This is a genomic window from Ensifer sp. ENS06 (genome assembly GCF_014852205.1).
In the GTDB taxonomy this organism is placed as follows: domain Bacteria; phylum Pseudomonadota; class Alphaproteobacteria; order Rhizobiales; family Rhizobiaceae; genus Ensifer; species Ensifer adhaerens.
In genome coordinates this window covers 1-13,704 of sequence record NZ_JACVBC010000005.1, presented here as the reverse complement: position 1 = coordinate 13,704, position 13,704 = coordinate 1, and the positions used below count along the sequence as shown (strand labels likewise).

13 protein-coding genes are annotated in these 13,704 nt (G+C 61.6%); 8 read left to right on the top strand and 5 right to left on the bottom strand.

Features of this window, described 5'->3' with window-relative positions:
* A complete protein-coding gene (locus tag IB279_RS19225) occupies positions 1-948 on the top strand; it encodes a carbohydrate kinase family protein (RefSeq protein ID WP_034790386.1) in 948 nt (315 codons plus the stop codon).
* A gap of 31 nt (positions 949-979) precedes the next feature.
* On the opposite strand, the gene IB279_RS19220 is transcribed toward IB279_RS19225, so the two are convergent.
* Positions 980-1,969, bottom strand: coding sequence for a sugar-binding transcriptional regulator (locus tag IB279_RS19220; RefSeq protein WP_244546778.1), 990 nt, complete (start codon positions 1,967-1,969; stop codon positions 980-982).
* Positions 1,970-2,340: 371 nt separating this feature from the next.
* Between IB279_RS19220 and IB279_RS19215 the strand changes: the two genes are divergently transcribed.
* Positions 2,341-4,389: a bifunctional aldolase/short-chain dehydrogenase gene (locus IB279_RS19215; RefSeq protein ID WP_192339555.1), complete on the top strand. Its 2,049-nt coding sequence runs from the start codon at positions 2,341-2,343 to the stop codon at positions 4,387-4,389.
* A gap of 165 nt (positions 4,390-4,554) precedes the next feature.
* Here IB279_RS19215 and IB279_RS19210 read toward each other — a convergent pair whose 3' ends face one another.
* The 4 genes from IB279_RS19210 to alr form a co-directional block, all read right to left on the bottom strand.
* Complete coding sequence (locus IB279_RS19210) at positions 4,555-4,860, bottom strand: hypothetical protein (RefSeq protein WP_060610737.1); 306 nt, start codon at positions 4,858-4,860, stop codon at positions 4,555-4,557.
* Between the two features lie 280 nt (positions 4,861-5,140).
* On the bottom strand, positions 5,141-5,521 hold the full coding sequence (locus IB279_RS19205; protein WP_060610740.1) for a RidA family protein: 381 nt from the start codon (positions 5,519-5,521) through the stop codon (positions 5,141-5,143).
* A 36-nt stretch (positions 5,522-5,557) separates the two neighbouring features.
* Entirely contained in the window at positions 5,558-6,808 is a 1,251-nt protein-coding gene (locus IB279_RS19200; protein WP_034790377.1) for a D-amino acid dehydrogenase, read from the bottom strand.
* A 24-nt stretch (positions 6,809-6,832) separates the two neighbouring features.
* A complete protein-coding gene (gene alr, locus IB279_RS19195; RefSeq protein ID WP_113187768.1) occupies positions 6,833-7,963 on the bottom strand; it encodes an alanine racemase in 1,131 nt (376 codons plus the stop codon).
* A 126-nt stretch (positions 7,964-8,089) separates the two neighbouring features.
* Here alr and IB279_RS19190 point away from each other — a divergent pair, with 126 nt between their 5' ends.
* The 6 genes from IB279_RS19190 to IB279_RS19165 all read left to right on the top strand — a co-directional run bounded on the left by IB279_RS19190 (position 8,090) and on the right by IB279_RS19165 (position 13,518).
* Positions 8,090-8,554, top strand: coding sequence for an Lrp/AsnC family transcriptional regulator (locus IB279_RS19190; protein WP_034790372.1), 465 nt, complete (start codon positions 8,090-8,092; stop codon positions 8,552-8,554).
* A 351-nt stretch (positions 8,555-8,905) separates the two neighbouring features.
* A complete protein-coding gene (gene ugpB / locus IB279_RS19185) occupies positions 8,906-10,210 on the top strand; it encodes a sn-glycerol-3-phosphate ABC transporter substrate-binding protein UgpB (protein WP_113187769.1) in 1,305 nt (434 codons plus the stop codon).
* Between the two features lie 68 nt (positions 10,211-10,278).
* On the top strand, positions 10,279-11,160 hold the full coding sequence (gene ugpA / locus IB279_RS19180; RefSeq protein ID WP_034790369.1) for a sn-glycerol-3-phosphate ABC transporter permease UgpA: 882 nt from the start codon (positions 10,279-10,281) through the stop codon (positions 11,158-11,160).
* Positions 11,161-11,167: 7 nt separating this feature from the next.
* Positions 11,168-12,016 (top strand): sn-glycerol-3-phosphate ABC transporter permease UgpE, encoded by an 849-nt coding sequence (gene ugpE / locus IB279_RS19175; protein WP_113187770.1) that lies wholly within the window; start codon positions 11,168-11,170, stop codon positions 12,014-12,016.
* On the top strand, positions 12,016-13,065 hold the full coding sequence (locus IB279_RS19170; protein ID WP_112772362.1) for a sn-glycerol-3-phosphate import ATP-binding protein UgpC: 1,050 nt from the start codon (positions 12,016-12,018) through the stop codon (positions 13,063-13,065). The genes ugpE and IB279_RS19170 overlap by 1 nt, the downstream gene beginning before the upstream one ends.
* 222 nt (positions 13,066-13,287) lie before the next feature.
* Positions 13,288-13,518, top strand: a complete 231-nt coding sequence (locus IB279_RS19165) for a hypothetical protein (RefSeq protein ID WP_162741169.1) — start codon at positions 13,288-13,290, stop codon at positions 13,516-13,518.
* Positions 13,519-13,704: the final 186 nt, after the last annotated feature.

Sequence of the window (13,704 nt, the reverse complement as noted above, 5' to 3'; positions counted from 1 at the left end):
ATGGCGCACGATGTTTCGGTCATCGGACTTTACATTCTCGACATCCTCGGTCGCCCGGTCGATCGCATTCCCGAGGGCGGCAATGTCGAGTTTATCGACGAGATCCGCTTGACGGTTGCCGGTACCGCCGGGGGCACCGTCGTCGACCTTGCAAAGCTCGGTCTCAACTGCCTCGCGGTTGGCGCCGTCGGTGACGACGAGAAGGCCGATTTCGTGCTTTCGACCTTGCAGCGCTTCGGCGTCGATACGGCCGAGATGCAGCGGATCCCCGGCGTTCCGACGTCTGCCACGATCCTCAACATCCGCCGCAACGGCGAAAGGCCTGCTCTTCACGTCCGCGGCGCGTCCGGTCATTTCGAGATCGCAGCCGAAGCGCTCGATCGCGTGACGGCGGCGCCGATTGTCCACCTTGGCGGCACGGGCCTGCTCGACCGCCTCGACGGTGAGCCGAGCCGCGTGCTTCTCGAAGCGGCCAAGGCCAAGGACCGGATCGTCACCTTCGATCTGCTCGGCGCCAGTGAGAAGACGCTTTCCCTCATCCGCCCGCTCTTCCCCTATATCGACTACTTCATGCCGTCGGTGGAGGAGGCCATGCTGATTTCCGGGCGGAAAACCGCCGAGGATGCGGCGCTCTTCTTCTGCGATCTCGGTGTGAAGCATTGCGTTTTCACACTCGGCGGCGACGGCGTCTATTTCATGGATCCGGACCGAAAGACCGTGAAACTGCCGGCCTTCGAGATCGACGTCGTCGATACGACCGGCTGCGGCGACGCCTTCAATGCCGGTTTCATCACCGGCCTGCACCACAAAATGGACACGGAGACATCACTGAAGTTCGCGCAGGCCTCGGCCGCGCTGGTGGCGACCGGTCTCGGTTCTGATGCCGGCATCACCTCCTTCGAGGGGACGCAGGCATTCATGCGCACCGCGCGCGTCAAGGCAAACTGACGGGCTGGCAGGGCGCTCCTGACGGAGCGCCTCAGGCCCCTTCGGCCAGCAGCATCTCGGCGGTTTCGATGTCGGTGACAAGGTGAGTGGCGTAGCCGCCATTCATCGTCGCGCGGATTGCCGTTACCTTGTTCGCGCCGCCGGCGACACAGACGCGGCTCGGGATGCGCACGAGTTCGTCGAGCTCGATGCCCACCATGCGATCGTCGAGTTCGCCGCTCACCTGTCGGCCCGCCTCGTCGATGAACCGGCAGATCAGCACCGCGACTGCGCCGTGCGCCTGGTAGGAGTCGAAGTCCTCCTGGCTTGCGACATTGGCCGACCGGATCAGCGTGTCAGGACCGATATCGCCGACGCCGAAGACCAGGATGTTGGTGGAATGGATAAGCTCGAACTGCTTGACGAGCACCGGTTCGGAGAGAAGCCAGCGTTTCAGTTCCGGCGTCGACAGCAGCGCCGGCGCCAAAAGGTTGACGCAGCGCGCGTGAATGCGCTGGGACATCAGCGAGGTACAGAACTCCGGCGAGAATTCGGGATTGGCGATGGAACTACCCGAGACCTGGACGACAGTCAGCCCATCGAGTGCTTCGGTCAGCGAGATCTGGTCGGCGACTGCAAGCACGGTCCGTCCCCAGGCAACACCGATCGTGTCGCCTTGCTTGATCATGTCGGCAAGCAGGCGGGCGCCCGCCTCACCGAGCCGCGTCACCAGCGACGCAGGCTCTCCCGCGGGAATGACCAGCGCTCCTTCGAGCCCGAACTTCTCCTTGAGCTTGCGAGCCACGGCGACGCGTCCGCCGACATCGGTGTTGACGCGGATGGTGACGAGGCCGCGCTCGCGGGCCTCCTGAAGGTAGTTGACGATGGTCGCGCGCGACATGCCGAGGATTTTGGCGATGTCGCTCTGGGTCAGTTGATCGACGTAGTAGAGCCAGGCGGCCCAAACGACCCCGTCATCGAACTCGGGCGGCAACGACTTGCCTTCGCCGATCATCCAACTTGCCCGCGCGCTCTCCGTCATCCGTCACTCCGCTTGATACCGTTTGCGCCACCTCAAACCGGAAAAGCGCCTGCCGTCAAACAAATTCGACCGCTCAATTGACATTTGACACACTATGCTGTCATTTGTTTACGTTCCGTTGTGACGGACGATCGAGAACGGAATCACGCTTGAGCACGCGGCCGCGAATGTGGCCGCATGGGCAGGCGAGACCGCGGCAGACAGGATCGGACCCGCGCCTCTTCGACGCGGCCCGCGCCAGACGCCGATCCCAAATTTCCCAAGCGGCCTTTCCCGTCAGCCTCCTGTGGCTCGGTGGGCATGGTCCCGCCATGTCATTTTTGTCCGGAGCCGTCGCAGGTGATGTCTGCCGGAAGCTGAGGAGCCTTTGCATGAAATCGAGATGGTCTGAAACCGAATATGCCAGTGTCGTCGACGCCTACGTCCGCAACGGCGTCAACCGCGACCTGGCGATCCGCACCTACACCACGCGCCTGCTCGGATCGGATCCGGAACTGGTGCTGCACGGCGGCGGAAACACGTCGGTGAAGACCACCTTTACCGATCTCGACGGTTCGGAAATTCCGGTTCTTTGCGTCAAGGGAAGCGGCTGGGACATGGGCACGATCGAACCGGCAGGACTGCCGGCCGTCCGCCTGCAGCCCCTGCAGGCGATGGTCGGTTTCCAGACGCTTAGCGACGACGACATGGTCATGCTGCAGCGCCGGTTGCTGCTCGATCCAGCGGCGCCCAATCCTTCTGTCGAAGCGATCCTGCACGCCAACCTGCCGTTCAAGCACATCGACCACACCCATGCCAACGCGATCGTATCGCTGACCAACCAGCCGCACGGGGAAGATATCGTTCGCGAACTCTTCCCCAAGGCGATCATCGTTCCCTATGTCATGCCCGGCTTCGATCTCGCAAAAGCCTGCGACGAGGCCTTCCGCGCCGATCCGACCGCCGACGGCATGATCCTGCTGAAGCACGGCATCTTCACCTGGTCGGAGGATCCGCGCGAAGCCTATGAAAAGATGATCGTGGCGATCGACATGGCCTCGCGCCGCATCGCCAAAGGCAATCCGCGCCCGTTCGTTCAGGCAAAGCAACCGGCAGCGATTGCGTCGGCCGCCGAAATCGCCCCGATCCTGCGGGGCGCCGTCGCCATCGACACCGGTGTCGAAGGCTCTCCGAAGCGCTTCGTGCTCGAACACCGCGCGAGCGAGACCGTGCTCGAGTTCTGCAACGCAGAAAACGCTGCCGATCTCGCGCGCCGCGGCAATGCGACGCCGGAACATGTCATCCACATCAAGCGCTTCGGACTGGCCCTGCCGGCGCCGGTTACCGGAGAAATGGCCACCTGGGCAGAGACGGTGCGCACGGCGGTGGCGGATTACATCGCCGAATACCGCGCCTACTTCGAGCGCAACAACGCGCGTGTTGGCGGCAACAAGAAGATGCTCGACCCGATGCCCCGCGTCTTCTACGTCGCCGGCGTCGGCCTCTTCGCAGCAGGTCCCAGCAAGAAGGCGGCACGCGTCGGCGCCGATGTCGCGGAAGCCACGATCAACGTCATCCGCAACGCCGAGGGCATCGAGAGCTTCGAGGCGCTGTCGGAACAGGATCTCTTCGACATAGAATACTGGTCGCTTGAGCAGGTGAAACTGGCGAAGCAGGTGGAAAAGCCGCTCAGCCGACAGGTCGCGGTGGTGACCGGTGGCGCCGGCGGCCTTGGCCTTGCGATTGCCGAGGCGCTGCGTGCGGAAGGCGCCGAAATCGCCCTCGTCGATCTTGCCGAAGCGGCCGTCAAGAAGGAGGCCGCCCGGCTTGGCGGCCTTGGCGTCGCCTGCGACGTGACCAACCCCAAGGCCGTTGAAGCCGCTCTCGCCGGCGTTACCGAACATTTCGGCGGTGTCGACATCGTCATTTCGAACGCCGGCGCTGCCTTCCAGGGCGCCATGATCGAGGTCTCCGACGAACTCTTCGAGAAAGCCTTCGCGCTCAATTTCTGGGGGCATCACTACATTGCCCGGACTGCGACCAGGATCATGAAGGCGCAACGCACCGGCGGCGCGCTGGTGTTCAACGTCTCCAAGCAGGCGGTCAATCCCGGCCCCAACTTCGGTCCCTATGGCACCTCGAAGGCGGCGCTGATGGCGCTGATGCGGCAATACGCCATCGAGCATGGCGCGGACGGCATCACTTCGAACGCCGTCAACGCCGATCGCATCCGCACCGGTCTCATGACCGACCAGATGGTCGAGGAGCGTAGCCGCGCCCGCGGCATCACACCGGAAGCCTACATGCGCGGCAATCTCGTTCATCGCGAAGTCGCAGCCAAGGATGTGGCCGAAGCCTTCGTGCACCTCGCCAAGGCACGCACGAGCACAGGCGCGGTCATCACCGTCGACGGCGGCAATGTCGCGGCGATGATGCGATAGCCAGATTGTGCGGCCGCGGTGAGCACCACCGCGGCCGTGCCCTGCGATATGAAGAACATCGGCTCGACCTGCCGATTGTGTCGCCGTGGCGAAGAAAGTTCGACAACGCGACGGCCTAAGCCAACGGACAGCGAAGGGCTACCTGACGAGCTGGCGCGTGGGCTCCTAGATCCCGGAGCCGTCCAGTTCCTGTTCGTCCTCGCCTTCCCAGGGCAGGGGCATAGCGGCGCGGTCGAGATTGGCCATGGGCATCGGCATCCAACACTTCAGCTCCGGCTCGGGATACTCGATGATGCGACCGGGCGAGGAATCGGAGGCGCGCCAGCCTTCGGACCCGAACTGATCACCCTTCGACCAATAGGCGAGATCGACTTCCGCGGCGCCCTGTTCGGACGGGCGGATCGTAACGAGGATCCGGCTCCCGTTTTTCGGTGCGCTTGCCATATGACGCCAGTGGTCCGCCTCAGCCATCATTACCCTCCTGCCTTGATGCACATCACAAGTGTCGCCTCGGCGCTTAAAACGGTCAACTCATTGTTTGCGTAGGCGAGGGGAGGAGGCAAGGCCAAGCGACAGCCCTAGGCAAGCGCGGAACCGGGCTGGGTGATAGATGAGCGGAATGATCAGGTCTTCCTCGTCTTCCAAATGACGAAACAGAACTTTGTCGGACGCGGAAACCTGGCCGGCGAGGCTGTCGACCGCCGGCCGGCTTCGCCCGCCTTTCCCGAAAGAGCTTCGGCGCCAGCAAACTTTACGGGATAGCGATGACCGCCTCGATCTCCACCTTCGCGCCCTTCGGCAGAGCGCTGACCTCGTAGCAGGCGCGTGCCGGGAACGGCTTGGCGAAGAAGCCCGCATAAACCTTGTTGATCTCCGCGAACTGTCCGAGGTCGGTGAGCAGAACCGTGGTCTTGACGGTGTTGGAAAGGGTCGTGCCCGCTGCGGTCGCAATAGCCCCAAGGTTCTTGAGGCACTGCTCGGCCTGCGCGATCGCGTCGTCCGAGTTGAACTCTCCGGTGGCCGGATCGATCGGAAGCTGACCGGAGACGAACAGGAGGTTGCCGACCTTGATCGCCTGTGAGAAGGGACCGACGGCACCCGGCGCGTCGGTGGTGTGGATTTCCTGGATCATGATCGTCTCCGAGATTGGTGGTTGATTGCAACACGCTTATGCGTAGCGCGCGATCGCGAGATCGGTGGCGTCGATTTCCGGCTGGCGTCCGCTGACGAGATCAGCGATGACGCGGGCCGAACCGGAACTCATCGTCCAGCCGAGCGTACCGTGACCGGTGTTGAGATAAAGGCCGGCGACCTTCGTCGGGCCGATCACAGGCGTGCCATCCGGCGTCATTGGGCGAAGCCCTGACCAGAAGCTTGCCTTCGACACGTCGCCACCCGGGAAGAGATCGGTGACGGAGTGCTGGAGCGTCAGGCGGCGAGGCTCGCCGAGATCGTTGGTATAACCCGAGATTTCCGCCATGCCGCCGACGCGGATGCGATCGCCGAGCCTGGTGATGGCGATCTTGAAGGTTTCGTCCATAACGGTCGATTCCGGCGCGCGCGAAGCGTCGGTGATCGGGATCGTCAATGAGTAGCCCTTGACCGGATAGACCGGCAGACGGATGTCATGCGGCCTGACGAGGAGAGGGGAGAAGCTGCCGAGCGCCACGACGACGGCGTCGGCCTTGAGCGTGCCATGCGCCGTGACGACGCCCTTGATCCGGCCGCCTTCCACGTCGAGGCTGCGGATGATGCTGCCGTAGTTGAAGCGCACGCCGAGCGCTTCCGCCTTTTTCGCAAGTTCGTTGCTGAACTTGAAGCAGTCGCCGGTCTCGTCCTTCGGCGTCAGCAGGCCGCCGACGATCTTCTCGCGCACATGTTTTAGCGCCGGCTCGACGCGAATGCAGCCGTCGCGGTCCAGAACTTCGTAGGGAATACCGTCGGCGGCGAGCGCCTTGACGTCTTTGCCGGAGGCGTCGAGCTGGGCTTGGGTGCGGAAGAGCTGCAGCGTTCCCTGCATGCGCTCGTCATAGGCGATGCCGGTTTCGGCGCGCAGCGCAGCGAGCGAGATGCGGCTGTAGTCGGCAAGCCTGAGCATGCGGCTCTTGTTGATCGCGTAGCGCCCGGACGTGCAGTTCGAGAGCATCTTGATCATCCAGGAGATCATGGCGGCATCGACCTTCGGTCGAAGGATGAGCGGCGCGTGCTCCATGAACAGCCATTTCATCGCCTTCATCGGAATCCCGGGTGCTGCCCAGGGCGAGCAGTAGCCGAAGGAAACCTCGCCGGCATTGGCAAAGCTCGTCTCCAGCGCCGGTCCGGGCTGGCGATCGATGACGGTGACCTCATGTCCGCTCTTGGCAAGCTGGTAGGCCGAGGTGACGCCGACGATGCCGGCGCCGAGAACGATAACTTTCATGATGTCCTCAAAAGGAAAGGAAGCTCAGCGATACTGCCGTTCGTAGCGATGCCCGAGACCGGTCAGGATTTCGTAGGAGATGGTGCCGGCATCGTGTGCGATGTCTTCGAGTGTCTGGTTGGGCCCGAGGACCTCCACCAGGCTGCCGAGTTGTAGGCGCCCCTCCGGCAAGGCAGAGATGTCGATGGTGATGCTGTCCATCGACACCCGGCCGACGATCGGCAAGCGAACACCGTCGCAATAGACCGCACCCCGATCGCTCAGGCTGCGCGGCAGGCCGTCGGCATAGCCGGCGGCAATGGTGGCAAGCCGGGTCGGGCTTGCGGCGACATGGCTGCCGCCATAACCGACGCGCGCTCCGGTCGGCACTTCACGCGTCTGTACCACCGCAACATCTAGCTTGATGACCGGCTCCATCGGGTTTGGATGACCATCCGTCGGAGCACCGCCATAGAGTGCAATCCCTGGCCGAACGAGCACGCCGTGATAGGCTTCGCCGAGGAAAATGCCGCCCGAGTTGGCGAAGCACAGTTCGTATTCCGGAAACTCCGTGGCGATGCGTCGGAATTCGGCAAGCTGGTTGCCGTTCTGCTCGCTCAAGACATCGTCGGCAGAGGCCAGGTGGCTCATGACAAACTGGATGTCGATCATGCCGCAGGTCCGCAGCATCGATGCGATCGCCGGTCGTTCCTGCGGCGGGACACCGAGCCGCGACATGCCTGTGTCGAACTGCAGCGCCGCGGGAAGGCGACGGTTGAGGTTTACAGCCGCACCGGCCCATTGCCGCAATTGTTCGAGGGAATTGATGACTGGAACAATCCCATCGTCGGCGCAGGCGAGCTCATTGCCCGGCTGCAGGCCATTCAGAACGAAGATCATCGCATCGCGGGCAAGCTGAGGTCGCAGGCGCCGAGCTTCCACGAACTGGGCCACGAAGAAGTGCCGGCAGCCATGGTCATAGAGGCGCGCCGCGACCCGGTCCGCGCCAAGCCCATAGGCATCCGCCTTGACGACTGCTGCGGCCCGCGCCGGCGCAATTTCAGACACAAGCCGGTCGTAATTGCGAACCAGCGCCACAAGATCGATCGTGAGGTAGCCTGAGGCGCCGCCCTTGATCGCTTTCTGCTGCGTATTTTCCCTGACTGCGCCGTCCATGGCCGAGCCTCCCAACTTGTCCGGAGGGTAGTGAAACGATCGCAGAATTGTCGACGAATTGTCGATTGATCGTTGCGCGGATTCGTGATCTTTGAATGAAACAGCGAAGAATTGGAATAATCTGCAATGCCCGCGCTCGACACCATAGACCGCAATATCCTTCGGCTGCTGCGCCTGGACGCGCGCCGGAGCAATGCCAGCCTCGCGACCGAGGTCGGGCTCTCGCCATCCGCTTGTCTAAGGCGGATAAAATTGATGGAACAGTCCGGCGTCATCCGCGGCTATACCGCCCTGGTGGACACCTCGAACGTCGAGGCCAGCATTGCCGTTATCATCAACATCACGCTGGACCGCCAGACGGAGGACTATCTCGACCGGTTCGAGGCGGCTGTACGAAGACATCCCGAGTTGCGGGAGTGTTTTTTGATGACCGGTGGATCGGACTATCTCCTGCGCGTCGAAGTCGCCAATGCCGGCGAGTTCGAACGCATCCACAAGGAGATTCTCTCGGCTTTACCGGGGGTCTCCCGGATCCATTCGAGCTTTGCGATCCGCAACGTGCTCGCGACACGTCCTAAGGCGCGTCGATAGGCTGCAGTGTCAGAACCCCGGCGGCCGCCCCTAGCAGAGCAGGAGGGCGACAGGCATCAAGGCGAGGAGGCGGGCAAGTCCATCGGCCGCAAGTCGGTCGCGCAGGCTGTGGGTGGTTGGCGATTTGTATCTCGCCCGGGACAATTGTGCCTCCAGCGTTCATATATGAAACAGAACGAATATTCCGAAGGCGGAAAATTGCGAATTCTGCATTCTATTTTCTCTTGCAGGTTCGTTATCGTTCGTTTTTAATCAGCGCACTTTCGCTGCGAAAGTCAGGCGCGACTGATTGAGGAGGATCAACGCGACTGAGCACCGAGACTTGTCGTCTCAATATTGGGAGGAACCGCCATGAGAGTTTTGAAATGGACGCTTGCGGCCACATCTGCAATCTCGATCTTCGCCGCCTCGAACACCTTCGCGGCAACGGAGCTTGCCTGGTGGCACGCGATGACGGGCGCCAACAACGAAACCGTTGAAAGGCTTGCCAAGGAATTCAATGAAAGCCAGTCGGAGTACAAGATTGTCCCCGTGTTCAAGGGCACCTATGGCGAGACCCTGAACGCGGGTATCGCTGCATTCCGCTCCAAGCAGGCTCCCGCCATCCTGCAGGTGTTCGACGCCGGCAGTGGCGTGATGCTGGGCGCGGAAGGTGCCGTGGTCCCCGTGGCGGAGGTGCTTAAGAAGGGCGGCTACGAGTTCAACAAGGACCAGTATCTGCCGGGCATCGTCGCATACTATTCCAAGGCTGACGGGACCATGTTGTCCTTCCCCTTCAACTCGTCGTCCCCGATCCTCTATTTCAACAAGGACGCCTTTACGAAGGCTGGTATCGATACGGCCAAGCCGCCGGCCACCTGGCCCGAGGTCTTCGAAGCGGCAAAGAAGATCAAAGCGAGCGGGGCGGCAAATTGCGGCTTCACCTCGACCTGGCTGACCTGGATCCAGACCGAAAACTTCTCGGCCTGGAACAATGTGCCCTACGGCACGAACGAAAACGGGCTTGCCGGCCTCGAAGTGGAACTGAAGATCGACGCGCCGCTCTTCGTCGACCACTTCCAGTCGATCGCCGACCTCGCCAAGGACGGCACCTTCCGTTACGGCGGTCGCACCTCGGAAGCCAAGCAGCTGTTCATGTCGGGCGAGTGCGCGATCCTGACGGAATCCTCCGGTGGCCTCGGCGACATCGTCAAGTCGGGCATCAACTATGGTGTCGGCGAGCTTCCCTACTATGAGGGCCATGGCCCGCAGAACACCATCCCGGGTGGCGCAAGCCTCTGGGTCTTCGCCGGCAAGAGCGATGGCGAATACAAAGGCGTGGCCGAGTTCTTCCATTTCCTCTCGAAAACGGAAACTCAGGCCCAGCTTCACCAGGTTTCGGGCTACCTGCCGGTCACACTTGCAGCCTATGAGGAAACCAAGAAGTCCGGCTTTTATGAAAAGAACCCGGGCCGCGAGACGCCGATCAAGCAGATGATGGGCAAGGCGCCGACCGAAAACTCCAAGGGCGTTCGCCTGGTCAACCTTCCGCAGGTTCGCGACATCCTCAATGAAGAGTTCGAAGCGATGCTTGCCGGCCAGAAGGATGCCAAGACGGCCCTCAGCGAAGGTGTCGTGAAGGCAAACGCAGCGATCAAGACTGCTGTCGGAAACTGACCTCCTAAACGAAATGTCCGCATCGCCGAAAGGCGGTGCGGACCGGTCTTTGATGGGGAGGGGAGTCCATGCAGTCCGTCGTGTTTCCAAACAAGGTGCTGCCGTATCTTCTGCTGGCACCTCAGATCGTCTTGACGGTCATCTTCTTTTTTTGGCCCGCCAGCCAGGCGCTCTACCAGTCGGTGCTGCGCGAGGATCCGTTCGGCCTTAAATCCGGCTTCGTCGGTCTCGCCAACTTCCGGGCAATCCTTGCCAACCCGGACTATCTGCATTCGCTAAAGGTCACCGTGGCCTTCAGCCTTGCGACCGCGCTGCTGTCGATGGCGCTCGCGCTGCTGCTCGCCACGGCGGCCGACCGGGTGGTGCGCGGGCGCAACGTCTATCGCACGCTGCTAATCTGGCCCTATGCGGTTGCCCCGGCTGTTGCCGGCATGCTATGGCTGTTCATGTTCAACCCTGCAATGGGCACCTTCTCTTACATTCTGCGCCGCAATGGCTTCGCTTGGGATCCGCTGCTCAACGGCAACCAGGCGATGTTTCTGGTGATCGTCGCGGCAGCCTGGAAGCAGATCAGCTACAACTTCCTCTTCTTCGTCGCCGGCCTGCAGGCGATCCCGAAGTCGCTGATCGAAGCGGCAGCCATCGATGGTGCCCGTGGCACCAAACGGTTCTGGACCATCGTCTTCCCGTTACTTGCGCCGACGACGTTCTTCCTGCTCGTCGTCAACACCGTCTACGCCTTCTTCGACACCTTCGGCATCATTCACGCGGTCACAGGCGGAGGCCCCGCCAAGGCCACTGAGACGCTCGTTTACAAGGTCTATAACGACGGCTTCGTCAATCTCGACCTCGGCAGTTCGGCAGCCCAGTCGGTGATCCTGATGATCATCGTCATTGCGCTGACTGCGTTCCAGTTCCGCTTCGTCGAGAAGCGGGTCCACTATTCGTGAGGCGCAGATGATCGAGAACCGTCCCATATCAACTGCGATCAGCCACCTGATACTCGTCATCGGGATCATCATCGTCGCGCTGCCGATCTACTATACCTTGGTCGCCTCGAGCCATAGTTCGATCGAAATCGTGCGGCCGCCCATGTCGCTGGTGGTCGGAGATCACCTCGTCGAGAACTATCGGGAGGCGATCGGCGGCGGCGTCGAGCGTGTCGTTGGCGTCAGCCTCGAGCGGCTGTTGTTCAATTCGACGGTCGTGGCGATCGCGATCGCTGTCGGCAAGATCGTTATCTCCTTCCTGTCGGCCTTTGCGATCGTGTTCTTCCGCTTTCCGCTGAAGATGCTGTTCTTCTGGATGATCTTCATCACCCTGATGCTGCCGGTCGAGGTGCGCATCCTGCCGACCTACAAGGTGATCGTCGATCTCGGCTTGATCGACACCTATGCGGGGCTGACGCTGCCGCTGATGGCGTCGGCAACGGCGACGTTCCTCTTTCGCCAGTTCTTCCTGACGATACCAGGGGAACTGGTGGAGGCCGCGCGCATCGACAATGCCGGTCCGTTTCGCTTCATGAAGGATATCCTGCTGCCGCTCTCGGCAACGAACATCGCGGCGCTCTTCGTTATCCTCTTCATCTATGGCTGGACCCAGTATCTCTGGCCGCTGCTCGTCACCAATGACGCGAAGATGAACACAATCATCATCGGGCTCCGGCGGATGATCGATTTTACCGACGCCTCGACGCCTTGGAACTATGTGATGGTGACGGCGATCCTTGCGATCATCCCGCCGATCCTCGTGGTCGTGCTGATGCAGCGCTGGTTTGTCAAAGGTCTTGTGGAGACAGAAAAGTAATGGCTGAAATTACCCTGAATGACGTCCGCAAGACCTATGGCACGGTGGAAGCGATCAAGGGCGTTTCGCTCGAGATCAAGGACGGAGAGTTTGTCGTTCTTGTCGGGCCGTCCGGCTGCGGCAAGTCCACGCTGTTGCGCATGATCGCCGGGCTCGAGAACATCAGCGGCGGAGATATCCTGATTGGCGGGCGTCGGGTCAACGACGTCGAGCCGGCAGAGCGCGACATCGCGATGGTCTTCCAGAACTACGCGCTTTATCCGCACATGACGGTGCGCCAGAATCTTGCCTATGGGCTCAAGAACCGAAAGACACCGCCGGCCGAGATCGACCAGCGCATTGCCACGGCCGCAAGGACGCTTGAAATCGAGCCCTATCTCGACCGCAAACCACGGCAGCTTTCGGGCGGCCAGCGCCAGCGCGTTGCCATGGGGCGGGCAATCGTTCGCCAGCCCGCCGCGTTTCTGTTCGACGAACCGCTCTCGAACCTCGATGCCAAGCTGCGCGGGCAGATGCGCATCGAAATCAAGCGGTTGCAGCGCTCGCTCGCAACGACGAGCGTCTATGTCACGCATGATCAGATGGAAGCGATGACGCTTGCCGACCGGCTTGTCGTCGTCAGCGCCGGCCGCATCGAGCAGGTCGGCACGCCACTGGAACTCTACGAGAAGCCCGCGACCACCTTCGTCGCCACCTTTATCGGCTCGCCCTCGATGAACCTGCTGCCCGGCAAGGACATGTCGGCGGGCTGGTCGCTTGCCGCGGATGTGACCAGGCCGACTGGCGATTACACGCTAGGCGTCCGTCCGGAAGATATTTCGCCGATGTCAGCCGATGCTCCAGCGCGAGCCTTCGAAGCGACGGTGCGCATCGACGGCATCGAGTTGGTCGGCGCCGAAAGCCTCATACACGGTCGCCTCCAAAACGGCGACGAGTTGGTCTTTCGCGTTTCCGGGCGCGCGCGCAACGAGATCGGTGACGAGGTGAAGGTCGGGGCGAGCACCGAAGCGCTCCACATGTTTGATGGCAGTGGGAACCGGCATGGATGATGGCCGGAAGGTCAGGGGAAGATGTTCCGGCAGAACTTCCTGTCCACCCTTAAAGATCGGCGAGAGCTATCCGGCGCTGAGTAGCGGGAGCCCGATTTGCGCCCGCCTGGTCGATAGCCAGTCTTCCAGAATACGATCAACGTGATCGGCGCCGGGCCTTCGGAGTTTGATCGCAGCAGGTTTAGTTTGCCGCGCCTCGGATCAAGAAGCCGAAGGTGTCATGTGAGCGGCCACGAGTTGCCAAGCGCGGCAAGACGAGTGTGCGCCAACAGTCGGCATGTTTTCGTCGGCAAAGCGGTGTTGCGGGTTTTCAAGGCCGAAGCCCCGCCGCTCCAGCCGAAGAATGCAGCAGTCACCGTCCGGCTGGATTGTCCAGTGCAGCTCGAAATCAGCAACCGTGTAGACCAGCGTCTTGCCGGGATCGACCTCGATGACAAGGCACGGAACCGCTAAAGCGGCCCGAATGGGTGTTCACGAATGAGTTCCATAATGTATGTTATGCGACTTAAATCTGTAGCCGCAAAGTTAAAGTGTCCTGATCCTGCAAAGTTGGAATGTCACTCTCCCCGGGTTTTGATGACCTGGGAGATTGCGGATGGGATTGATTGCGATGAGCGAGCGTGACCTGCAGCGGATTGA

Bases quoted from the DNA above. Each gene is read 5' to 3' on its own strand.
- IB279_RS19225 (WP_034790386.1), top strand. From the start codon at position 1: ATGGCGCACGATGTTTCGGTCATCGGACTTTACATTCTCGACATCCTC.
- IB279_RS19220 (WP_244546778.1), bottom strand. From the start codon at position 1,969: ATGACGGAGAGCGCGCGGGCAAGTTGGATGATCGGCGAAGGCAAGTCG.
- IB279_RS19215 (WP_192339555.1), top strand. From the start codon at position 2,341: ATGAAATCGAGATGGTCTGAAACCGAATATGCCAGTGTCGTCGACGCC.
- IB279_RS19210 (WP_060610737.1), bottom strand. From the start codon at position 4,860: ATGGCTGAGGCGGACCACTGGCGTCATATGGCAAGCGCACCGAAAAAC.
- IB279_RS19205 (WP_060610740.1), bottom strand. From the start codon at position 5,521: ATGATCCAGGAAATCCACACCACCGACGCGCCGGGTGCCGTCGGTCCC.
- IB279_RS19200 (WP_034790377.1), bottom strand. From the start codon at position 6,808: ATGAAAGTTATCGTTCTCGGCGCCGGCATCGTCGGCGTCACCTCGGCC.
- alr (WP_113187768.1), bottom strand. From the start codon at position 7,963: ATGGACGGCGCAGTCAGGGAAAATACGCAGCAGAAAGCGATCAAGGGC.
- IB279_RS19190 (WP_034790372.1), top strand. From the start codon at position 8,090: ATGCCCGCGCTCGACACCATAGACCGCAATATCCTTCGGCTGCTGCGC.
- ugpB (WP_113187769.1), top strand. From the start codon at position 8,906: ATGAGAGTTTTGAAATGGACGCTTGCGGCCACATCTGCAATCTCGATC.
- ugpA (WP_034790369.1), top strand. From the start codon at position 10,279: ATGCAGTCCGTCGTGTTTCCAAACAAGGTGCTGCCGTATCTTCTGCTG.
- ugpE (WP_113187770.1), top strand. From the start codon at position 11,168: ATGATCGAGAACCGTCCCATATCAACTGCGATCAGCCACCTGATACTC.
- IB279_RS19170 (WP_112772362.1), top strand. From the start codon at position 12,016: ATGGCTGAAATTACCCTGAATGACGTCCGCAAGACCTATGGCACGGTG.